The sequence below is a fragment of the Streptomyces sp. NPDC051320 genome (genome assembly GCF_040682175.1).
GTDB lineage: Bacteria > Actinomycetota > Actinomycetes > Streptomycetales > Streptomycetaceae > Streptomyces.
The window spans coordinates 150,121-171,091 of the sequence record NZ_JBFBAL010000006.1 but is presented as its reverse complement, the minus strand read 5'-3'; the positions used below and the strand labels follow the sequence as shown (position 1 = coordinate 171,091).

General features: G+C 68.9%; 16 protein-coding genes. 5 read left to right on the top strand and 11 right to left on the bottom strand.

The annotated features are described in order from the left end of the window. Positions 1-18 precede the first annotated feature (18 nt). Positions 19-1,200 carry a substrate-binding domain-containing protein gene (locus AB0M87_RS15550; RefSeq protein ID WP_365852968.1) on the bottom strand — a complete coding sequence of 394 codons (1,182 nt, stop codon included), beginning with the start codon at positions 1,198-1,200 and terminating at the stop codon, positions 19-21. A gap of 398 nt (positions 1,201-1,598) precedes the next feature. Between AB0M87_RS15550 and AB0M87_RS15545 the strand changes: the two genes are divergently transcribed. Together AB0M87_RS15545 and AB0M87_RS15540 are read left to right on the top strand one after the other, a co-directional pair. Further along, on the top strand, positions 1,599-2,156 hold the full coding sequence (locus AB0M87_RS15545; protein WP_365852966.1) for a type 1 glutamine amidotransferase domain-containing protein: 558 nt from the start codon (positions 1,599-1,601) through the stop codon (positions 2,154-2,156). Between the two features lie 89 nt (positions 2,157-2,245). Then, on the top strand, positions 2,246-3,475 hold the full coding sequence (locus AB0M87_RS15540; RefSeq protein ID WP_365852964.1) for an aromatic acid exporter family protein: 1,230 nt from the start codon (positions 2,246-2,248) through the stop codon (positions 3,473-3,475). A 45-nt stretch (positions 3,476-3,520) separates the two neighbouring features. On the opposite strand, the gene AB0M87_RS15535 is transcribed toward AB0M87_RS15540, so the two are convergent. The 4 genes from AB0M87_RS15535 to AB0M87_RS15520 form a co-directional block, all read right to left on the bottom strand. Further along, positions 3,521-5,530 (bottom strand): aconitate hydratase, encoded by a 2,010-nt coding sequence (locus AB0M87_RS15535; protein ID WP_365852962.1) that lies wholly within the window; start codon positions 5,528-5,530, stop codon positions 3,521-3,523. A gap of 103 nt (positions 5,531-5,633) precedes the next feature. Further along, on the bottom strand, positions 5,634-6,281 hold the full coding sequence (locus AB0M87_RS15530) for a hypothetical protein (protein WP_365852960.1): 648 nt from the start codon (positions 6,279-6,281) through the stop codon (positions 5,634-5,636). Positions 6,282-6,547: 266 nt separating this feature from the next. After that, complete coding sequence (locus AB0M87_RS15525; RefSeq protein ID WP_365852958.1) at positions 6,548-6,877, bottom strand: DUF6343 family protein; 330 nt, start codon at positions 6,875-6,877, stop codon at positions 6,548-6,550. Between the two features lie 115 nt (positions 6,878-6,992). Continuing rightward, a complete protein-coding gene (locus AB0M87_RS15520; protein WP_365852956.1) occupies positions 6,993-9,257 on the bottom strand; it encodes an MMPL family transporter in 2,265 nt (754 codons plus the stop codon). A gap of 203 nt (positions 9,258-9,460) precedes the next feature. On the opposite strand from AB0M87_RS15520, the gene AB0M87_RS15515 reads away from it, so the two are divergent. Beyond that, positions 9,461-10,672: a S1 family peptidase gene (locus AB0M87_RS15515; protein ID WP_365852954.1), complete on the top strand. Its 1,212-nt coding sequence runs from the start codon at positions 9,461-9,463 to the stop codon at positions 10,670-10,672. Positions 10,673-10,682: 10 nt separating this feature from the next. Here the strand turns inward: AB0M87_RS15515 and AB0M87_RS15510 are convergent, their stop codons facing one another. The 5 genes from AB0M87_RS15510 to AB0M87_RS15490 all read right to left on the bottom strand — a co-directional run bounded on the left by AB0M87_RS15510 (position 10,683) and on the right by AB0M87_RS15490 (position 17,507). After that, a complete protein-coding gene (locus AB0M87_RS15510; RefSeq protein WP_365852952.1) occupies positions 10,683-11,111 on the bottom strand; it encodes a globin family protein in 429 nt (142 codons plus the stop codon). Between the two features lie 133 nt (positions 11,112-11,244). After that, positions 11,245-13,206 carry an acetate--CoA ligase gene (gene acs / locus AB0M87_RS15505; protein WP_365852950.1) on the bottom strand — a complete coding sequence of 654 codons (1,962 nt, stop codon included), beginning with the start codon at positions 13,204-13,206 and terminating at the stop codon, positions 11,245-11,247. A 124-nt stretch (positions 13,207-13,330) separates the two neighbouring features. After that, positions 13,331-13,975, bottom strand: a complete 645-nt coding sequence (locus tag AB0M87_RS15500) for an acetate uptake transporter (protein WP_365852948.1) — start codon at positions 13,973-13,975, stop codon at positions 13,331-13,333. 319 nt (positions 13,976-14,294) lie between these two features. Continuing rightward, positions 14,295-15,470, bottom strand: a complete 1,176-nt coding sequence (locus tag AB0M87_RS15495; protein WP_365852946.1) for a DUF1906 domain-containing protein — start codon at positions 15,468-15,470, stop codon at positions 14,295-14,297. A gap of 123 nt (positions 15,471-15,593) precedes the next feature. Next, positions 15,594-17,507 (bottom strand): N-acetylmuramoyl-L-alanine amidase, encoded by a 1,914-nt coding sequence (locus AB0M87_RS15490; RefSeq protein ID WP_365852944.1) that lies wholly within the window; start codon positions 17,505-17,507, stop codon positions 15,594-15,596. A 220-nt stretch (positions 17,508-17,727) separates the two neighbouring features. Here AB0M87_RS15490 and AB0M87_RS15485 point away from each other — a divergent pair, with 220 nt between their 5' ends. Both AB0M87_RS15485 and AB0M87_RS15480 read left to right on the top strand, forming a co-directional pair. After that, a complete protein-coding gene (locus tag AB0M87_RS15485) occupies positions 17,728-18,924 on the top strand; it encodes a cytochrome P450 (RefSeq protein ID WP_365852942.1) in 1,197 nt (398 codons plus the stop codon). Positions 18,925-18,953: 29 nt separating this feature from the next. After that, the gene (locus AB0M87_RS15480) at positions 18,954-19,148 is read left to right on the top strand and encodes a ferredoxin (RefSeq protein ID WP_365853419.1); all 195 of its coding nucleotides are present in this window, start codon (positions 18,954-18,956) and stop codon (positions 19,146-19,148) included. Here AB0M87_RS15480 and AB0M87_RS15475 read toward each other — a convergent pair. Further along, on the bottom strand, positions 19,129-20,766 hold the full coding sequence (locus tag AB0M87_RS15475; RefSeq protein ID WP_365853417.1) for a hypothetical protein: 1,638 nt from the start codon (positions 20,764-20,766) through the stop codon (positions 19,129-19,131). The genes AB0M87_RS15480 and AB0M87_RS15475 overlap by 20 nt on opposite strands. Positions 20,767-20,971 lie beyond the last annotated feature (205 nt).

Here is a 20,971-nt window from a genome sequence, read left to right as displayed (position 1 = left end):
GCTGGCGGAGGTCACCGCTCAGCCCGCCAGCGGCTTCGCCGGGGGAGCGGCCGCCGACATCGGTACGGTCGTCAGCAGCCGGGGCTTGACCGACGCGCCGCTTCCGGTCAGCTCCGCGGTGAACATCGGCTGCAGCAGCGCGTGATCGGTGGCCCGGATCTGCTCGCGGCCCTTGGGGCCGTCGAAACTCCAGCCCGCCAGCGCCGCGGCCATCGCCGAGGTGTCGGTCGCACTGCCGGACTCGATGGCGTGCACGATCATCTGGGCGGCCGTGAAGCCGTCCGGGCTGAACAGATCAGGTGTGCCGCCCGCCTTCGTGATGCCGTCGAGCATGGCCTTCTCGACGGCGTTCTTGCCGGCACCCGGGAAGTAGTGGGCGAGGAAGGACACCTTCGATCCGGCCGCGCCGAAGACCGGGTACGACGCGGTGCCCGCAAGACCGGTCACCACCTTGCTCGAATCCAGCACCCCCTGTTGGTCCAGGGCGGTCCACAACGCGGGGGCGCTCGCTCCGGCCCAGGCGACAAAGACCAGATCGGGCTTGCCGGACTTCACCTGCCGGGCGAACGGGGTGAGATCACCGGCACTCGGCGGGGCGAGTACCGATCCGACCCGGGCGCCCTGCCCGCCGAGCACCGCCTTGACGGCGGTCACGTTGGCCTGGCCGAACGCCGAATCCTGGGCCAGCACCGTCACCTTCCTGCCCTTGGCGTCGCCGAGCAGCGAACCGGCGGTGAGGATGTCCTGGTAGGACTGCCGGCCGGACCGGAAGGTGTACGTGTTGACGCCGGTGATGGCGTCGGTGGCCGCCGGACCGCTGATGTCGAGCACCTTGTTCTGTGCGGCAAGCGGCGCCAGCTGCAGTGCCACGCCGGAGTCGGTGGACCCGGCAAGGATCCTGCAGCCCTTGCCGATGAGCGTCTTCGCCTCGGCCACGGCCTTCGACGGGTCACCGGCGTCGTCCTGCTCGGTGACCACGATCCGGTGCCCGCCCGCTTTGCCGGTGTGGTGTGTGGCGTAGTCCAGCCCCGCTGTGAAGCCCTCCTTGTACTGCTTGCCGTACGCGGCGAGCGGCCCGCTGCGGGAGTAGACCAGACCGACCTCGACCGCGGCGGGACCCGCGCTGTCCGAGGTACCGGAACCGGCGGTGCCGGCGGCGCTGCATCCGGCCAGCACGATGCCCGCGGTGAATGTCGACACGGCACGCGCACATCTGCTTCTGACAAGGTCTGCGGGGCTGAAAGGCATGGTGAGCGACTCCTGGAATTCATTCGCTGTCCGCCGTGGGTGGTGGCCCGAACGGTAGAAGCAGCACCGGCGGGAAGGACATGGTGACGGCCACCGCATCTACCCAACGAGCCGTGTGGGACCGGCACATGGCGAGCGGGTGGGAACACCCCGCCGCAGCAGGGACCACGGAGGGGCAGGCCGCTCTCCGGCCCCCGCTCAGGAAGGACTGCACGGGGCCGTACGGGGTACCCGCCGTGCTGACGGGCAAGATCGGTGGTTACCTGGAAGGCGTTGTTCCTGGCCGCCGACATGGTGATGGCTGACCACCGCCGCAGAGGCCGCCCGCTACCGACGACGGAGGACGGAAAGTGGCAAGCAACGACCTGGCCGGGCGCAGGATCCTCGCGATCGTGACCAACTACGGGGTCGAGCAGGACGAACTCGTCGTGCCGCTGCACCAGCTGCGCGAGGACGGTGCGACCGTCGATGTCGCAGCGGTGTCGTCGGAGCCCATCAAGACACTCGTAGGTGACAAGGACCCGGGGGAGACCGTCCAGCCGACCCTGAACCTGGCCGCTGTGGACCCGGACGCCTACGACCTGCTCCTTGTCCCGGGCGGCACGCTCAACGCCGATTCGCTGCGCGTGAACGACACGGCGGTCGGCCTCGTCAAGACGTTCGCCGGCACCCGGCGCCCGGTGGCGGCCATCTGCCACGGCGCCTGGCTGCTGGTCGAGGCCGCTCTGGTGGCGGACAAGACCCTCACCTCGTACGCATCGCTCAGCACGGACGTGCGTAACGCCGGCGGTAACTGGGTGGACAAGTCGGTGGTCACCGACCCGTCCGGCGGGTGGGTACTCATCACCTCGCGCAACCCCGGCGACCTGCCGGACTTCGTCGGCGAGATCCGGAAAGCGCTGCAGTGAGTACCCGTCCGACGAGGTCGGGCGCTTGACCGGATTTTCCAGCTCCGCCGCAGGGGTGCGGAGTTGCCCGCCCGGGAAGAGGTAGGCGGATGCCGGATGTACCCGCACCTGTGGTCAAGCTCGTGCGGCGGACCGCCGAGCCGGTCGCCGTGCAGACGCTGCGGTCCACAGCAGCCGCTGTCATCTCCTTCGTCATCGCCGTGCTGACCCTGCCGCAGCCCGCGCCGCTCACCGCGCCGCTGACCGCGCTGCTGGTCGTCCAGGTGACTCTCTACGCCACCCTCACCACGGGCATGCGGAGGGTGAACGCCGTTGTCGTCGGAGTGCTCATCGCCATCGGCTTCAGCGCCCTGGTGGGCCTGACCTGGTGGAGCCTCGGCCTGACGATCTTCACCGCGCTGATCGTGGGACGTTTAGTACGGGTGAACGAGTTCGTACCCGAGGTGGCGATCAGCGCCATGCTGGTCCTGGGCGTCTCCCAGCTGGCCGCCACGGCGTGGGACCGGATCCTGGAGACGCTGATCGGCGCGGGTGTGGGCCTGATGTTCAATTTGCTGTTCGCGCCCCCGGTATGGGTACAGCCCGCCGGGGCGTCGATCGAGGGGATGGCCCGTGCCATGGGCCGGATGTTCCGGGAGATGGCGGAAGACGTCGGCAGCCACACGCCCGTGGCGCACGCCGCCGCCCGACTGCACGAGGCTCGCCGGCTCGACCACGACATCGCCGATGTCGATGCCTCACTGCGCCAGGCCGAGGAGAGCCTTCGTCTCAATCCGCGGGTGCGTCAGGGCCTGCTGTCGCGGGTGGTGCTGCGGACCGGCCTGGACACGCTGGAGATCTGCGCGGTGGTCCTGCGGGTGATCACCCGTACGATGACCGATCTGTCCAAGGCGCGCAGCGGTGAGCAGTTGTTTCCCACGGAAGTCGCAGTGGAGATCAAAGTGCTCCTGGTGGCGCTGGCCGACGCCATCGAGAGCTTCGCCCTGCTGATCACCACCCCTGTCGCGGCCGGCGCGGAGGAGGCAGAGTCCCGTCTGACGGAGGCGCTGGCCCACGGCCGGACCACTCGGGACCGGGTCGCGGATCTGCTTCTGGAGAACCTGCAGAAACACCCCCGGCAGTGGCAGTTGCACGGCGCCATGCTGACCGAGGTCGAGCGCATCCTGGACGAACTCGACGTGGACAAGCGCACCGAGCGTCTCACTGAGGAGCTCAACAGCCGATCCGCTGCCCTCGGCGAGCGGCATCCGGTCTTCGCCGGCGCGGCCCGCCGGCTACGGGGCACGAAGGAAGCACTGCGGTCACGGGCCGAGCTGTGAAGGTACGGCACGGGCCGACCTCACGTCTCGGTACCGGCCTCGGTCTCAGTCGGCCGTTCCGCCGCCTTCTCCCGCCTCCTCTGCGGCCAGGGCCGGGATGATGCCACCGATGAGCACCGACCGACGGCGGTTCGGCGGCAGGTGATGGTGCACCGGGTACTCCTCGTCCCGGGTCGTGTTGCGCACCACCAGTGTCGGTGCGGCGTCCGCGGTGAGTGCCGCGTGCAGCCCTTCCACGCGCAGTTCGTCGCCGGGCTGAATACGGTCGTAGTCCGCCGCATCATCGAACTCCAGCGCGAGAACCCCGAAGTTGGCGAGGTTCTGCCAGTGGATACGGGCGAACGACTTGGCGATCACCGCGCGCAGACCCAGATAGCGTGGGGTGAGCGCCGCGTGCTCGCGTGACGATCCCTGACCGTAGTTGTCCCCGCCGACGATCAGATGCTCGCCGTTCTTCCGGTGCTCGGCCGCCCGGCGTGGGTAGTCCGGGTCGATCCGGGTGAAGGTGAACTCCGCGAGGCGCGGAATGTTGGATCGGTAGGGGAGAGCTCGAGCACCGGCCGGGGAGATCTCGTCGGTGGACACGTCATCGCCCACCTTCAGCAGTACCGGCCCCTGCAGGGTGTCCGGCAGCGGATCGAGGCCCGGCAGGCCGGAGATGCCGGGACCGCGCTCCAACTCGACGCGCGACGCCTCCTCCGGGGGCAGCGGAGCCTCCAGCATGGCCGTGTTCACCGGTTCCCGTCGCAGCGCGCCCACCGACGGATACTCCGCCCCGGTCTCGGCCGCCCAGTCGCGTGGATCGGTGATGACACCGGTCAGCGCGGACGCCGCGGCCGTCTCGGGCGAGCACAGCCACACGGAGTCGTCCTCCGTCCCCGACCGGCCGGGGAAATTCCTGGGGAAGGTGCGCAGGGAGTTACGGCCGACGGCCGGGGCTTGACCCATGCCGATGCAGCCGAGACAGCCGGCCTGGTGGATGCGCCCCCCTGCGGTGATCAGATCGAGGACCGCACCCGACTTGGTGAGGTCCTGGAGCGTCTCCCGGGAGGTCGGGTTGATGTCGAAGCTCACTCCGGGCGCGGTTTGGCGTCCCCGGACCATCGCGGCGGCCATGGCGAAGTCGCGCAGGCCCGGGTTGGCGGACGAGCCGATCACCGCCTGGTCGGCTCGTCGCCCCGCGACGTCCCGCACCGGCACCACGTTGCCGGGTGAGGTGGGCCGTGCGATCAGTGGTACCAGAGCAGAGAGGTCGATCTCCTCGTCGATGTCGTAGCGCGCGTCCTCAGCGGCCCGCAGGGGGGTGAAGTCGTCCTCGCGTCCCTCACTGCCGAGAAAGGCCAGCACCGCGTCGTCGGAGGGGAAGACCGTCGTGGTGGCACCGAGTTCGGCGCCCATGTTGGCGATCACATGCCGGTCCATCGCCGTCAAGGACTCCAGGCCAGGACCGTAGTACTCGATGACCCGGTTGACCGCGCCCTTCACCCCGTGACGGCGCAGCATCTCCAGCACGACGTCCTTCGCACTGACCCACGGCGCGAGGGCGCCGGACAACCGCACCCCCCAGATCTCCGGCATGGTGATGCGCAGCGGGCGTCCGGCCATGGCGAGCGCCACTTCGAGCCCTCCGGTACCCACCGCGAACATGCCCAGGGCGCCGGCGGCACACGTATGCGAATCAGAGCCTGCCAAGGTGTGCCCGGGGACGCCGAAGTGTTGCATATGCACGGGATGCGAGACACCGTTGCCCGGCTTCGAGTACCAGACGCCGAACCGCCGGGCCGCGGAGCGCAGAAAGGCGTGATCTTCCGCGTTCCGTTCATCGGCCTGCAGAATATTGTGGTCCACATACTGCACGCTCACCTCGGTGCGCACCCGGTCGAGACCGATCGCTTCGAGTTCCTGCATCACCAGGGTGCCGGTGGCGTCCTGGGTGAGCGTCTGGTCGATCCGCAAACCGATCTCGCTGCCGGGATCCATCCGGCCCTCCACCAGGTGGTCCGCGATGAGGCGATGGGCCAGGGTGCCGTGCGCTGTCCGTCCGGTTGTCTTCATACCGCACCTCCGGAGGTGTGCCCTGCGTTGCATGTGCCACGCCGGGTACCCGGATCGGCGTCGTTGACGTCTCCGGCCGGCACGGAACCCCTGGCCCCGTTCGTCAGGCGCTGGCGGGCGTTCGGTCCACGGAGTTCTCCGCGGTGGCCTGCTTTGTGGCTTGCTTGGTCGTTCCGGCGGCGGAGTAGAAGACGGAGTTCTGCTGCTTGGAGCGAACCGCCTCTCCCTTGGCGACCAGGGATTCCAGCGTGTTGCGCACCACGGTCGCGCCGACGTTGCGCTGGGGGTGGGCCTTCGCCAGGGCAGTCGTGACCTCGGCCGCGGAACGGGGTTCCTTCTGCTGGGACAGCTGGACGCTGACGAGGTCGCGCAGGGTGGGAGCGCCGTTACGCGACGCCTTTTTGGTACGGCCCGCAGCCGCAGGCTTCTCGGACGTCTTGGCCACGGCGGCCGTTCGTCCCGACTTCCGGGAGGTACGCGGGCGGGGCACGGCAGCGGTCGCCGAGGCCGCCTTGGCGGTGCGACCGCCTGTCTCGGTCGTCGAGGTGCCCGCGTGTGCCTCGGCCGCCGCGAGCGCCTGCTGCATGCTGGTCAGCAGTTCGTGGTCCCGCTCCAGTGCCGTCAACTGCTCCTTGAGGGCTGCCACTTCCGTGGCAATGCGCTCCTGCTCCTTGACGTTGGACTCCAGGTCCGCGGTCACCTGCGCGTGGTACTGAGACTTCAGTGTGTGGTCGGGGGAGTTGGCTGACATGTCAGCTCACCTTTCGTCGGTCGGATGCGATGCCGGGTAGGTTTTGGCCGATCAGGGTGGCTACGTAACTACCGGTGGCCGCGGATCACTGGGCTCTGCTGTGACGTGTGAAGCAGAATTCCGGACAGTCTACGGCCGCTGCAGCAGGTCATGTTGAGACGGAGCTCATTCCGTGGTGGTCCGGTGTATGTCGATCGGCCGGACGCACCCGTGGCGGAGCACCATGACGACCCGCCCCGGCAGGCCGATGTGAGGCCGTGGAGTGCTCAGTTCCGTTCCTGCGAACGCCGGCGCAGGAGGACGGCGAGATCGATCACGGTCAGCACAGTGATGACACCGCAGGCGATGGCCAGCCCCGTCAGCACGGATGGGGCCGGCACGTCGCGCGGACCGGAGGTGGCCGACCACAGCGCGAGCAACGCCGTCCCGGCGGCGAACACGGGAAGTGCCACGGAGGACAGCAACAGCCGAAGGCCCAGCGCGCTGTACGCGGTCAGCGGTTCGGTGCCGGTCCGCCTCGATCGGCGACCGACGGATCCGGACCGGGAAGGGGGCACCGAGCGCCGGCTCCGGCCCGGTATGTAGTGGTGCGACATGAGGAACCTCCGTCCGGGGCGCCACGCACACACATCGTGCTACCTCCAGTGTGACGCAAGCGTGCGCGGGGCCAACTCGCCATCGGACCCGGGACGGACCTCCGGAGTCGCCTGATCAGGGGGTCCGCCCGGCAACCGACTCGCCCTCGGTGTCCAGGTGCGGCAGGATCCGGTCCAGCCGGCGGGGCATCCACCAGGCGGCTCTGCCCAGCAGCGTCATCACCGCGGGCACCAGCAGCAGACGGACGATCGTCGCATCGATGAGCACGCTGACCGCCAGTCCCAGGCCCAGCATCTTGACGACGATGTTGTCGCTGAGGATGAAGGCGGCGAAGACACTGACCATGATGAGCGCCGCGCAGCTGATCACGCGTGCGGTGATCTCCAGTCCGTGTGCGACGCTGCCCCTGCTGTCGCGGGTGCGTACCCAGGCCTCGTGGACCCGGGCGAGCAGGAACACCTCGTAGTCCATGCTCAGTCCGAACACGATGGCGAACATCATCATGGGCACGTAACTCTCGATCGGCACGGTTCCCGATACGCCCAACGACGGCCCGCCCCAGCCCCATTGGAAGACCGCCACGATGACGCCGTAGGAGGCGGCGATCGACAGGAGGTTGAGTACGGCGGCCTTGAGCGCCACCAGGAGCCCCCGGAACACGATCAGGATGATGACGAAGGCCACGGCGACGACGACCGCGATGATCAGGGGGAGCCGCGCCGAAATGATGTCGAGGAAGTCGTCCTGGGCGGCGGTCGTACCGGTCACATAGGTCGTGGCCTCGGTGCCGGAGACCCCCTGGGGGAGTACGTCGTTCTTCAGGTGACGGAAGAGCGTGGTGGTGCCGGCGTCCTGCGGCGAGGTGCGCGAGATCGCGGTGCCGGTCAGCACCTGGCCGTCGCTGGTGGGTGTGAGGGAACTGATGCTGGCGGCGCCGGGCACACCGGAGAGGGACTTCTTGAGGCTGTCGGCCAGCGCGGAGCGGTCGGAGGAGGGCACCTTGCTCTGGTCTACGACGAGAGTGAGCGGGCCGTTGGCGCCGGGCCCGAAAGCCGTGCTGATGAGGTCGTAGGCACGCCGGTCCGTGAAACCGGTGGGGTCGGCACCGTCTCCGATGTGTCCGAGTCGGATGGAGAAGAGCGGGATGGCGAGAATGCCCACGATCACGAGACCGCTGACCAGAAAGGCCGAAGGCCGGCGTTCGACGCGCTGTGCGTAGCGGTGCCAGCCTCCGGCCGTCGTGCCTGCGGCCGGTTCGCCGGTCTGCCCGCTGAGGCCCTCCGCCACCGGCTGCCGCACCCGGTAACGGTCGATACGCCGACCCGCGAGCCCGAGCAGGGCCGGCACCAGGGTGACAGCACCGAGGACCGCGGTGATGACCGTCACCGCGGCGGCAACCCCGAGTTTCCCGATGAAACCGACCCGGGAGACATACAGTCCGGCAAGGGCGACCACCACGGTGCAACCCGAGACCAGGACTGCCCGGCCGCTGGTGGCGACCGCACGGCCCGCTGCGGTCGTCGGGTCCGCCCCGTCCATGAGTTGTTGCCGATGACGGGTGATCAGGAACAGCGCGTAGTCGATGCCGACACCGAGCCCGATCATGGTGGCGAGCGTCGGTGAGACGCTGGCGAAGGTGAACGCCGCGGCGAGCAGGCTCAGACAGCTCAGCCCCACGATCACGCTCATCAGGGCGGTGACCAGCGGGAACCCGGCGGCGATGACGCTGCCGAAACCGATGAGCAGGACGATCACCGCCACCGCGAACCCGATGGCCTCGCTCACCAGATCGGTTGCCTTCGGACGGGCGAGTTCACCCAGGGGACCCCCGTACTCGACCTCGACACCGGCGGCCCGCAGCGGCTCGACCGCCTGATCCACTCCGTGCAGGTAGGAGTGACCGAACGACGAGGGGTTGGCGGTGAACCGTACGGTGATGTATCCCGTTTTCCCGTCCGAGGAGAGAGCACCTGTCGGTGGCGCCGAAGAGTTGGCGGGTAGCGGATTCGCCGCGGACAGTACGTGCGGGAGCTTCTGGAGCGAGGCTACGGCCTGGTCGACCTGGTTCTGCACGCCCGTGAGCGGCTTCTGAGCATCGTGCAGTACGACCTGTGCGCCGATGCCGCCCGCACCGGGCGCATGTTCGCTGAGCACCTCGGCGCCGGTATTCGACTGCGTGCCGGGCAGGGTGAAGTCGTCGGAGTACATGCCGCCGAAGGTGTTCTGCAGGGCGTGGAGTGCGCCGAGACCGATCAGCCACAGCAGGATGACCACGACGAAGTGGCGGGCGCACCACTCGCCCAGTTGCTGGAGCGGCCCCGCTCCGGTCTTCGTGGCAGACCCCGCTGCCCCCCTGCTCGAACCGCTCGGCGTAACCATGTGTATTCCCCGGGGGAGTGAGTGACCGTCAACTATGGCAAATGACACTATTATATATTTTTGCCCAGGGGACGTACCGGTCATTGCTTCGGCCTGCGTGTTCGGTCACCCGCGGATTGAGAATCCGGCGGCTGCCGCGCGTACTCCCGGTGGACAGGACGAGCCCTCTCCCCCTGGAGGACAGTGAGTTGAGCCACCGACATGTGAACAGAAGGACCGGTCTCATAGCCGGGGCCTCCGCGGTAGCAGTCGCGGCCGCGGCCTTCCTGCTGCCGAATGCCGATGCGAGCTCCGAACACGGCCCCGGTGTACGGCCTTTCGCCCCGCAGGCGGCCGCTCAGCTGGGGACCACACTCGCGTCGACCCTCGGCGACGGCGCGGCGGGTTGGTACTACAACGCGGACGTCAAGCAATTGGTCGTCAATGTTCTCGACACCCGTTCCGCCGAGCGAGTGAACCGTACGGGTGCGGTGGCGAAGGTGGTGCGCAACAGCACCGCCGACCTGAAAGGCGCCGCCAGGACCCTGCGGATGACGGCCTCGGTGCCCGGCACGGCCTGGTCGGTCGACCCGAAGACCGACACCGTCTCGGTTCTCGCCGACAGCACCGTCACGGGGTCCGGGATGGCGACGCTCAACCAGGCCTTGGGTCGGCTGGACGGATTGGTGACCGCCAAACGGACCACCGGCGCGTTCACTGCGTTCACCGGTGGATGGGGCCACCGGATGGCTCGCGGTGGCGCCGGCGGCGGCAACAACGGTGCCGCCACTGATCCCACCGATCCCACCGCGGCCGCCGACGGAGTGCAGGGCGGTGACGCGATCTTCGGCGGGAACGTCCGTTGCTCCCTCGGCTTCAACGTCAGCCTGGGCGGAGCGCCGGCCTTCCTCACGGCCGGTCACTGCGGCAACGAGGCCGACACCTGGTTCGCCGACCAGGCCGGCACGGAACAGATCGGCACGGTCTCGGCCAGCACCTTCCCCGTCGCCGACTTCGCTCTCGTGACGTACGACAACGCCACGACCGTGCCACCCAGCTCCGTCGCGCTCGGCGGCGGACAGGCTCAGGACATCACCCACGCCGCCGACGCCGCGGTCGGCCTCGCGGTACAGCGCAGCGGCAGCACCAGCGGGCTCCACGACGGCACCGTGACCGGCCTCGACGCCACGGTCAACTACGGCAATGGTGACATCGTCAACGGCCTCATCCAGACCGACGTCTGCGCCGAACCGGGTGACAGCGGCGGCCCGCTCTTCGCCGCCGACGCCGCCATCGGCCTCACCTCCGGGGGCAGCGGCGACTGTACGGCCGGTGGGGAAACCTTCTTCATGCCGGTCACCGCGGCTCTGGCCGCCACCGGAGCCACCATCGGCGCCGACAGCGCGGGCGAGCCCGGCGCGACAGCCACGCCCTGAGGGTGGAAGGTCACGGAGCCGAGGCCGGCGGAGGGATTTGTGCCATGGCTTCGGTCATGGTTCCGCTGATCAGCGAGTAGACCGCGGCCCAGGAGGCCGCCGTCTCCGGCGTCCAGGCATCCCCGGCGTAGTGCTCCAGGGTAGTGAGGAGACTGGCGCCCACAGCCGGGTAGTGCCTCGGAAGCGCCCCGTAACCGGCGTGCCGACGGCCGAGATCCTGCAGCATGCCGAGCAGCGTGTCGGTGTTCTCGAGGTTGGCCACGAGAGCCCCGAGGGCCGCCCACAAGCGGTCCCGCTGTTCGCCGAGATGCTCGGCGAACAGCGGGCGCACGGCCGGGTTGTTGGCGAAGAGGTGGTCGTAGAAATAGCCGGCCACCTGCGCCCCGTGGGGCTCGACGGCAGCGAAACTCTTCCTGATGAGCTCGGGGTTCACTGTCATGGACCGAACGTAGGCACCCCGGTCACCACCGATGGGTCGGGCTCGTGAAAGGCGCGGAAGCTACTTCTCACCGCCCGGCCGACGCCGGAGTGAGATGCGACAACCGGGTGAGACCGGACAAAAACTCTCGCCCCTACTCCTCGGTGGCCGTTGGCAGCTGATCCTTGATGAAGTCCATCACGGTGTCGTCCGTCAGGGTCGTGACGTCCCCGAGCTCGCGCTTCTCCGCGACATCCCTCAGCAGGCGACGCATGATCTTCCCGGACCGGGTTTTGGGCAGCTCGGGGACGACCAGGATCTGCCGGGGCCGGGCGATCGGGCCGATCTCCGACGCGACATGGTTCCGAAGCTGCGCCACGGTGCCCTGGGCCTCGCCTGCGCCGTCCGGCCGGGTACGCAGGATGACGAAGGCGACGATGCCCTGCCCGGTCGTCGCATCGGAGGCGCCGACCACCGCGGCTTCCGCCACGTCCGGGTGAGAGACCAGAGCGGATTCCACTTCGGTGGTGGAGATCCGGTGTCCGGAAACGTTCATCACGTCGTCCACCCGGCCGAGCAGCCAGATGTCACCGTCCTCGTCCTTCTTGGCACCGTCCCCGGCGAAGTACACCCCCGGGAACCGGGACCAGTAGGTGTCGCGGTAGCGCTGCTCGTCTCCCCAGATGGTGCGCAGCATCGCCGGCCACGGCTGGGTGAGCACCAGGTAACCACCGGAACCGTTGGGGACCGGTTTCCCGGTGTCGTCGACCACGTCGGCGGAGATACCGGGCAGGGTGCCCATCGCCGACCCCGGTTTGCAGACGCTGACGCCCGGCAGCGGGGAGAGCATCTGCGCCCCGGTCTCGGTCTGCCACCAGGTATCGACGACGGGGCAGCGGTCTCCGCCGATGTTGCGGCGGTACCACATCCATGCCTCGGGGTTGATGGGCTCGCCCACCGAACCGAGCAGGCGGAGACTGGACAGGTCGTGTTCCGCGGGGATCTGTTCGCCCCACTTCATGAACGTGCGGATCGCCGTGGGCGCGCAGTAGAGGACCGTCACTCCGTACCGCTCGACGATCTCCCACCAGCGGCCCTGGTGCGGCGTGTCCGGCGTCCCCTCGTACATCACCGAGGTGACCCCGTTGGCCAGCGGACCGTAGACGATGTAGGAGTGTCCGGTGACCCACCCGATGTCCGCGGCCGTCCAGAACACGTCCTGTTCGGCTTTGATGTCGAACACGGCCCAGTGGGACCAGGCGACCTGGGTCAGATAGCCGCCACAGGTGTGCAGAATGCCCTTGGGCTTCGCGGTCGTCCCGGACGTGTACATGATGTACAGCGGGTGCTCGGAGTCGAAGGCCTGCGCCTGGTGCTCGGGCGACTGGCGGGCCACCAGATCGTGCCACCACACATCCCGGCCCTCGGTGAACGCGACCTCCTGGCCGGTCCTGCGGACCACGAGTACGTTACGCACGTCCGGGCACTGCGCGACAGCCGCGTCGACGGCCGGTTTCAGTGCAGCCGGGGCGCCCTTGCGGTAACCGCCGTCGGCCGTGATGACGACTCGCGCGTCGCAGTCGAGGATCCGGTCACGCAGTGCGTCCGCGGAGAAGCCACCGAAGACCACCGTGTGCGGGGCTCCGATGCGAGCACAGGCCAGCATGGCGACGGCCGTCTCGGGAATCATCGGCATGTAGATGGCGACCCGGTCTCCGGCACGGACACCGAGCTCCTCCAGGGCATGGGCCGCACGGCACACGGCGTCCTTGAGGTCCGCGTAGGTGAGGGTGCGGCGGTCGCCCGGCTCGCCTTCCCAGTGGAAGGCGGGCCGCGCCCCGAGCCCGGCATCGACATGCCGGTCCACGCAGTTGTAGGCGACGTTGAGGCGGCCTCCTGTGAACCAGCGGGCGAAGGGTGGATTGCTCCAGTCCAGCACCTGCGTCCACGGCTCCGACCAGGTCAGCCGGTGCGCCTGGGCCTCCCAGAAGGCCAAGGGGTCCGCATCCGCCTCCCGCACGGCTTCCGCGGACACGTTCGCCGCCGCGGCGAGGCCCTCGGGCGGCGGGAACCGCCGGTTCTCATGCATCAGGTTGGACAGCGTCTCGTCGCTCATCCGCGCTCCTCGATGGCGTTGCTCCCGGGGGTTCTTGCCTACGATGACGCTCCCGCCCCCGCCCCGCACCTCGGCGGAGTCCGGTGGAGCGGGAGCGTCCTGGTGTTGCCCGATGCGTACCGGATCAGCCCAGTGGCCAGGTGGGGACCAGGTCCCTCTTCCAGGTGCTGTTGGCGACGGAAGCGAACGAGGCGTACCACGCGATCACCGCGGTGACGAGCCCGGCCCAGCCACCGACCTTGTCCATGGCGGTGGACTGAGCGAACGCGCCGATGGTCAGGAAGAGGAAGGTGAGGGTCAGGACGACGAAGACACCGAGCACGGCGCCGGTGGTGCGCATCGCAGCCACCGACATGTACGCGGTGAAGATGGTCCACGCCAGCAGGTACACACCGGTCGCCTGGTAGGCGTGGGCGGGGTCCAGATGAGGTGCGATCTGGGTGATGTACATGGCGAACGACAGCCAGAAGGCGCCGAACGAGGCGAAGGCGGTGGCCGCGAAGGTGTTGCCCCGCCGGAACTCCCACATGCCCGCCAGCAACTGGGCCAGCCCGCCGTAGAAGAGAGCGAGCGGGACGACCACCGCCTCGACGGACTCGTTGATCAGGCCGGCGTTGAAACAGCTGAGGACGAACGTCGTCATGGCGAATGCGCCGAGTCCCAGGCCCGCCGGATCGGCGATACCCGGATCCGCGGCCACGGGGAGCGCGGTTGCCCGCCCTCCTCCACGGGCCGGTGGCTGTGGATCGAGCTTTTCGTTGTCTGCCACGGTGGCTCCTCCAGGGGGCCGTGACTCGCTGACGCCCTGTCGTGAAGGGTGAACCACACGAGAGTTGCGCAGAAGTGACGGCGGTCCGACGAACTTGCTCCGAACATGCGTGCTCTGTGTGAAAACAGCAGGAAGTCTTCAGTCGATCACTGAGTAGGCTACGCCTGATGGATCGTTTGCAACATGGTACGGCGCTGCTTCCGTACCGGCTTTTCGACTGTTCCCATCCTGCGGTGAAGCAAATGGCGTAACGCCGCTGCCACCGGGTGTCCCCACCGCCCGGGCCGGGTCGTACAGACGCCCGAAGGACACCGCCTGTTCAGTCACCGATAAGGACATCCAGATAGTCGCGGTCGATGTCGATGGTCGTCCCCCCGTAGGTCTCCGACACGTTGCCCGCGTACTGGTGCACGCGCTGGTGGTCGGGCCAGGCGTCGCTCGGCACCGCGTCGTCGGCCGTGTCGGCGACGCCGTTCCACAGCCCGTCAAAGATGATGTCCGGCTCGGCCGTACTGCTTCCGCGGGCGCCCACCAGGTCGGTGATGGCCGAGGAGGAGGAGCTGTAGACCGCCGACGTGTACCCCTTAGCGTGCAGTTCCTTGGTCCAGGCGGACAGAAAGGTGAGAACAGTTGAGCGGTGACTCGAACTGTAGGCTTCCATGTCGTAGTACAGCGGGGCTCCCGTGCCGAAGCCCAGGCTCTGTGCGTGGCTGACGGCATCGTCGGCGGCCTCGGTGCCCTCTTCGGTCGCCGATGTGATGTCGTCGGCCTGCGGCCCCACGTACAGCGGAACGAAATGCCAGCCCGCGGTGGCCTGGGTCCTGACCCAGGACGCGGTGAGATTGGGCTGACTGCAGGCGCGTTGCCCACCACCGATGTAGATGCCCACCGCGCGGTAGGGGGAGTCGGTTCGCCAGTCCGACATCGCGCCGTTGCCGGGCGCGGTGCAGGCGTCGAACCCCCGGCCGGTGTAATTGGTGGCTGCCAGGGGCAGCGGGGCGGGTGGCTTCGTGGCCGGAGGCTCATTTCGGGTCGGAGCCCGGGAGGGCAGCCCCGCGTCGCCGAGGATGCCGCGTACCAGGGACTTGTCGGTGCGGTAGGTGGCTGTCACCCGGATGTTCGTGCCGGTGGCCACGTACTGATGGTCGAGGCTCTGATCGGCGGTGCCGGTCTCTGCCGCAGGCGTGGTCGCCGGCTGCGCCAGCACCGCCTCGGTACGGCCGACGCCGCCGGCCGGGCACGACTGGCCGCTGCCGGGGTTTCCCAGGTACAGAGCATGCCGGTCGAAGCGGACGCAGGCGGTGGGCCGGGCGGCGAGGTCGACCACGGACCAGGAGACGGGGATCACGAACCGGTGCTTCAAATAGCTCACCGTCCGTGTCGCCGGGAGCGGGTCGTGGGGCGTCGCCGCGCCGGCTCCCCCCACGGTGGCCGCACCCAGCAAGCCGGCCAGCGCCAGTGCGACCGGCGTCCTGCGCGGACGGGGTGAGTGCATGACGGCTCCTTAGATGGAACGAAAATGGCATCGCGAGACGGAGACGGTGTCACCGTCCGCGGGTCATACGTTCCACATCCGCGAGGCCGGCGCACTGCTGCGTCCGGGTGTCATGACGGTGTGTCAGGCAGTGTCACCGTGGCAGGAGACATCCGCGGCGTTGACCAGGACCACCCGATGGTTGTACTGGATGGTGTAGAGCTTTGCGGCGCCCGTGACGACTTTGCCGCCCTTCGTGAAGTAGTCGTCCGCGCTGACCGCCGGCTGTGTCGCCACGTACGCCTGGCCGGTGGGGAACGAGTAGATGCTCAGCGGTTGCTCGGCCGAGGGGGTGAGGCCCGCGGGGTACTCCGATGGCTGGGGATAGCCGAGGCCGAAGACCGGCACGGCGGACGTGCCCGCCGCTCGGACCACCCGCACCCCGGTGGCGATCGTCGTGTTCGCACCGCCTGGATTGTGGAACCACACCTTCGTTCCGCTGAACCAGACAGCCGTCCAGTCCCCGCTGCGCCCCGCGACGACGTACTGCTGGCCGTCCTGGACGGTGCTGCCCCAGTCGTTGACCTCGGACGTGCCCGCCGTGCCACCGGGGTGGATGGCCGGGTCGGCGAAGAGCGGTGCGGTCGCGCTCGGACCGGTGCGGACGGGCAGGAAGTTCGCGGCCTGGGTCCGGGTCGCGCAGGCCCGCGTCAAGCCCGTGGGGTCTTCGCCCGGGCAGACCCTGACGGCCTGTCGGTTGCCGGAGAAGCCCGGCGTGATCGTCACCACGGATCCCACCGGGCCGACCCCGGGACCGGTGCCCCGAGGTGTGGCGGAGAGCATGCCCATGAACGCGGACCAGTCCCAGGAGGGCCCCGGGTCCCAGTGCATCCCCGCCACGCTGTGGTCGAGCGGCCCCGGGACGTTGTCGTGGCCGATGATGTGCTCGCGGTCGAGCGGGACGTCGTACCGCTGGGCGAGGTAGGCCACCAGGTCGGCAGTCGCCCGGTACTGGGTCTGCGTATACCAGGTGGCGCCCTGCGCGGCGAACCCCTCGTGTTCGATGCCGATCGAGTGCATGTTGAACCAGTAGTTGCCCGCGTGGAAGGCGATGTCCTTGCCGGGCACCATCTGCGTCACCGCTCCGTCGGACGCCCGCATCACATAGTGCGCGGCAGCCCCGTCAGCCTTCTGAAAGGCGGAGACGGCGGCATCGTACGACGACTCCGTGTCATGAATGACGATGTACTTCACCGCCATGCCGTCGGCGGGCCGGTCGGCGACCTGGCCGTTCGCCGGCGCAGCCGCGACGAAGCGGCAGTCCACGGTGGCCGGGCATTCGGTGTGCGTCGTCGGCGCCGCCCGGAGATGCAGGGCGGCGAGCAGCCCGGTGTCAGGACGCAGAGCCGGATCGGCGGCGAGCTTCATCCGTTGGCCGTCAACCGTCCGGCGCTGAATACCGGCCCGCATACCGGCGTACACCCGGTCGGCGAACACACCGGCCGCCTTGCGGTCGGGCGACTGGGCGTACCGGGCGACCGCTCCGTACCAGTCGGCCGGGTCGGCGGACGTGCCACCGGTCAACGATTTCTCGTACGAGGCGAGCAGCGCGGCGCCGCCGCGGATGTTGTCGCGTTCCCTCGTGCGCAGCCGCTCGGCCGAGCTGCCGGTGAGGCGGGCGGCGACCGGCAGCGTGTGCAGAGCCGGGTCCGCCAGGAGCCCGTCGAGGTCCGCTCGCCCTCCGGCCCCGGCACCTCCGGATGCCACCATCTCCGCGGTCACGTCGGTGAGGTTCATCGGTCCGTAGCCGCCGGCGGTGCTGTAGTGGCCGGGGTGGGACTCCCAGGCGGATTCCTGGAAGGACACCCCGAGCAGCACCGATTCCGGGACGTGGAACTCAGCGGCCGCCGCCGCGAATTGAGACTGCCTGTCGGTGTGCGGGGCGGTAGCGGTCCCCTGCGCTCCGGCGGCGGCCGGCGTCAGGGCGAGGCAGCCTGCCGTCACCGCCGCACTCGTGACCGTGCCCACCAGCAATCGCCGTGATGTATGCCTGCGCAAGAGGGTCGCTCCTTGTTCCGTGGATTCATCGGGGGGCCGGGTGGGGTGGCCCACCGAGCAGATACTGCCCCAAACACCCCCGCATATCGTTGACCGTCAGCTGGTGCATCCGGCTGGTGTACGCGTGAGTTGGCCGAAGAGTGTGTAGACCGGTTAGGTGACTGGGGCATCTAGTGGGGGGAGATCAGCAGGATCCCCCACGACCTGTTTGCGAGGCGTCATGGCAGAAACCGGCACCGTCTCCTTCCCTCAGGACCGCACCTGCCCCTACCACCCGCCCATTGGTTACCGGCACCCGCAGGAGGGGCAGCGTCCGTTGTCGCCTGCCACCCTGTTCGACGGACGCCGGGTCTGGCTGGTGACGGGACATGCCGAGGCCCGTGCGCTGCTCGTCGACCAGCGGCTGTCGGCCGACCGGGAGAACCCGGCGTTCCCGGTGCTCACCGAGCGATTCGCGCGGACCGCCAGACGACGCATCGAGCTGCTGGGAGTAGACGATCCGGAACACCATGCCCAACGCCGGATGATGATCCCCAGCTTCACCGTCAAGCGGATCGCCGCACTCCGGCCGCGGATTCAGGAAACCGTGGACCGGCTGCTGGACGCGATGATCGAGCAGGGCTCGCCGGCCGAACTGGTCGGCGCCTTCGCGCTGCCGGTCCCGTCCATGGTGATCTGCGCGCTGCTCGGCGTCCCGTACGCCGACCACGACTTCTTCGAATCCCAGTCGCGCAGACTGCTGCGGGGTCCCGGAGCAGTCGAGGTGCAGTCCGCACGGGACGCGCTCGACGACTACTTCCGGGCGCTGATCGAACGCAAGAGGACCGATCGCGGCGAGGGGCTGCTCGACGAGCTGATAGCCCAGCAGTTCGATGCCGGAGCCATTGACCGTGACGAACTGGTCCAGCTGGCCGAGATCCTGCTCATCGCGGGGCACGAGACCACCGCGAACATGATCTCGCTGGGTACGTTCACCCTCCTGCAACACCCGGAGCAGCTGGATCAGTTGCGCCATGACACGACGCTGATGCCCTCAGCAGTCGAGGAACTGCTGCGCTTCCTGTCGATAGCCGACGGCATGTCCCGGGTGGCGACCCAGGACATCGAGGTGGGCGGAGTGACCATCCGGACCGGTGAAGGCGTCGTGCTGTCCACGTCGGTGATCAACCGGGACGCCTCCGCGTATCCGGCGCCCGACGAACTCGACCTCGGTCGAGGAGCGCGCCACCATGTGGCTTTCGGCTTCGGCATCCACCAGTGTCTCGGTCAGAATCTGGCCCGCGCCGAGATGGAGATCGCCCTGCGGTCCCTCTTCGCCCGGCTGCCCGGACTGCGGCTGGCCGCTCCGGCCGAGGAGATCCCCTTCAAGCCGGGCGACACGATACAGGGCATGATCGAACTGCCCGTGGCATGGTGACCGGACTCCCCCGGAAGGGTGTAGTGATGATGCGGATCAGAATCAATACGGATGTGTGCATCGGCGCCGGTCAGTGTGCGCTGGCCGCGCCGGAGGTCTTCACCCAGGACGACGACGGCTTCAGCGAACTGCTGCCGGGCCGCGAGGACGGCGCCGGCGATCCGATGATCGGGGAGGCCGCCCGCGCCTGCCCGGTCCGGGCGATCACCGTGGAACAGGGGTAGCGGCCGGGAAGTGAGCCGTGCTGATGGTCATGGGGGAACCGGTGACAGCGATCAGCGCCAGGCGGGGCCGCTCACGGCGCGGCAGAGGCCGGAAACCGCCCGGTGGCTTCACGACGTAATCGGCCGACGCGTGCGGTTCGAGGGTGGCGGGTCCCGAAGCGATGATCCACCAGTGGGAGGCGCCCTGGCCGATACGGCTGGCGAAGTGCGGAGACAGAGCCGTGCCGGTGGTGTTCTCCGCGCGCACGACGACGGAGCTGACCCCTTCGTTGATCCGGTGGGTGAACCGGGGTGAGAGTTCGAGGCGGAGCGGCGGCGGGCTGGCGACGGCGATGCCGGCACACAGGAAGGCAGGCACGAGCAACCCGGCGGCGAGTGCGGCCTTCGCCGGGCGGCCGTGCAGACGCGGGATCCGTGGCTGCCAGGCGTTGGCCACCATGGTGCTCGGCACAGTAGCGGCCGCGGCAAGCCACAGCGGGGTCATCAGCAGGAAGTAGCCGTCCTGGGAACGCGTGGCGAGATAGAAGGGCAGCCACGGCAGGACGGTCAGCGCCGGGCCCAGCCGTCGCGTGAAGAGGGCGAGCGCGGCGAGCAGGCCGAGCAGCAGCAGGAAGCTGGCGTAGGAGTAGAAGTCCAGGCGGCTACTGCCTGCCGTGAAGTAGTACGAGATGCCCATGAGGCCTTGGCCGTGCAGGATCGCACCCTGCGTGATCGGCAGCATGGTGCCGGTCAGCCACGCGTGGAAGCCCTGAACGGCAAAGGGGGCATTGATCAGCATCCAGGTCAGGGCGGCGATGCCGGTGTACCGGGCGATCACGACGAGGGCCGTCCTGCCGCCGAGATCGCCCCGCCGGACGGCGTAGATGCCGATCAGCAGGAAGGGAAGCAAGAACCAGGCCAACTGCTGGGCGGCGCAGGCCGCGCCGAGGCAGACGGCTCGCTGCACTCCGTGTCTTCCGAGCCGTCCGCCGGCTCCGGTGGCGGGCCAGCGGAGCACGGTGGGGACGAGGAGAGCGAGGGCGACAACGGCCGGATACCCCGAGCGGGCGTAGCCGGGCAGCAGGCCGAAGCCCAGGCACACCGCGGTGGCCGATGACCGCCAGGGTGCCGGGAGGAGCCGCCACAGCACGAGTGTGCCCACGATCAGTGCCCCGGTGGTCACCAGTGTGGCAGCGGCGGTGGAGTGCGCGACGGCGTATACGGGGGCAGCCAGCAGCGCGGTCAGCGGCGGGTAGCCGTAGGAGTAGTCCGCGCCGCCGGACATGGTCTTGGTGACGCCGACGGTCGGTGTGCCGAAGAGCCACGGCCAGTCCTGGCCGTAGACGGGGTGGCCCCGAAGGATCTCACTCGCGGCCTTGGCCGTGAGTACGCCCTCGTCCGTACCGGCGTGGTTCAGCCAGTAGCCGCAGACCACCAGAACGACCGCTACCGTCAGGACACCGAGGTCCACCCGCCCCAGGGCTCTGCGGCCCCGCACGCACAGGGCGAGGACACCGCAGACCAGGATCCCCGCGTAACAGACCGAAATGGCTGCCGCGATCGGCGGGTTGCTCGCCATGCCGTGCGTCCATGCGGACCGGGTGCCGATGAACAGGCTGATGGTCGCTACCAACGTCATCCCACGGTGCCATTGTGGCGGTGCGGTGTCGTCCGGCGGCCGTTCCGGGCGGGTGGGGCGAACGGCCGGGGTGGTGGTCCGACGCGTTCCTGTGCCGGTCTCACGGATGAGTGGTGTTTCGGCCATGCTGGCGTCCTTCTTGGTGTGAGAACCCTGTACGCGACTACTACATCGTGTAGAGCGATCGTGCCGTCGCGAGGTTCCA

Bases quoted from the DNA above. Each gene is read 5' to 3' on its own strand.
- AB0M87_RS15540 (WP_365852964.1), top strand. From the start codon at position 2,246: ATGCCGGATGTACCCGCACCTGTGGTCAAGCTCGTGCGGCGGACCGCC.
- AB0M87_RS15535 (WP_365852962.1), bottom strand. From the start codon at position 5,530: ATGAAGACAACCGGACGGACAGCGCACGGCACCCTGGCCCATCGCCTC.
- AB0M87_RS15530 (WP_365852960.1), bottom strand. From the start codon at position 6,281: ATGTCAGCCAACTCCCCCGACCACACACTGAAGTCTCAGTACCACGCG.
- AB0M87_RS15525 (WP_365852958.1), bottom strand. From the start codon at position 6,877: ATGTCGCACCACTACATACCGGGCCGGAGCCGGCGCTCGGTGCCCCCT.
- AB0M87_RS15520 (WP_365852956.1), bottom strand. From the start codon at position 9,257: ATGGTTACGCCGAGCGGTTCGAGCAGGGGGGCAGCGGGGTCTGCCACG.
- AB0M87_RS15510 (WP_365852952.1), bottom strand. From the start codon at position 11,111: ATGACAGTGAACCCCGAGCTCATCAGGAAGAGTTTCGCTGCCGTCGAG.
- acs (WP_365852950.1), bottom strand. From the start codon at position 13,206: ATGAGCGACGAGACGCTGTCCAACCTGATGCATGAGAACCGGCGGTTC.
- AB0M87_RS15495 (WP_365852946.1), bottom strand. From the start codon at position 15,470: ATGCACTCACCCCGTCCGCGCAGGACGCCGGTCGCACTGGCGCTGGCC.
- AB0M87_RS15485 (WP_365852942.1), top strand. From the start codon at position 17,728: ATGGCAGAAACCGGCACCGTCTCCTTCCCTCAGGACCGCACCTGCCCC.
- AB0M87_RS15480 (WP_365853419.1), top strand. From the start codon at position 18,954: ATGCGGATCAGAATCAATACGGATGTGTGCATCGGCGCCGGTCAGTGT.
- AB0M87_RS15475 (WP_365853417.1), bottom strand. From the start codon at position 20,766: ATGACGTTGGTAGCGACCATCAGCCTGTTCATCGGCACCCGGTCCGCA.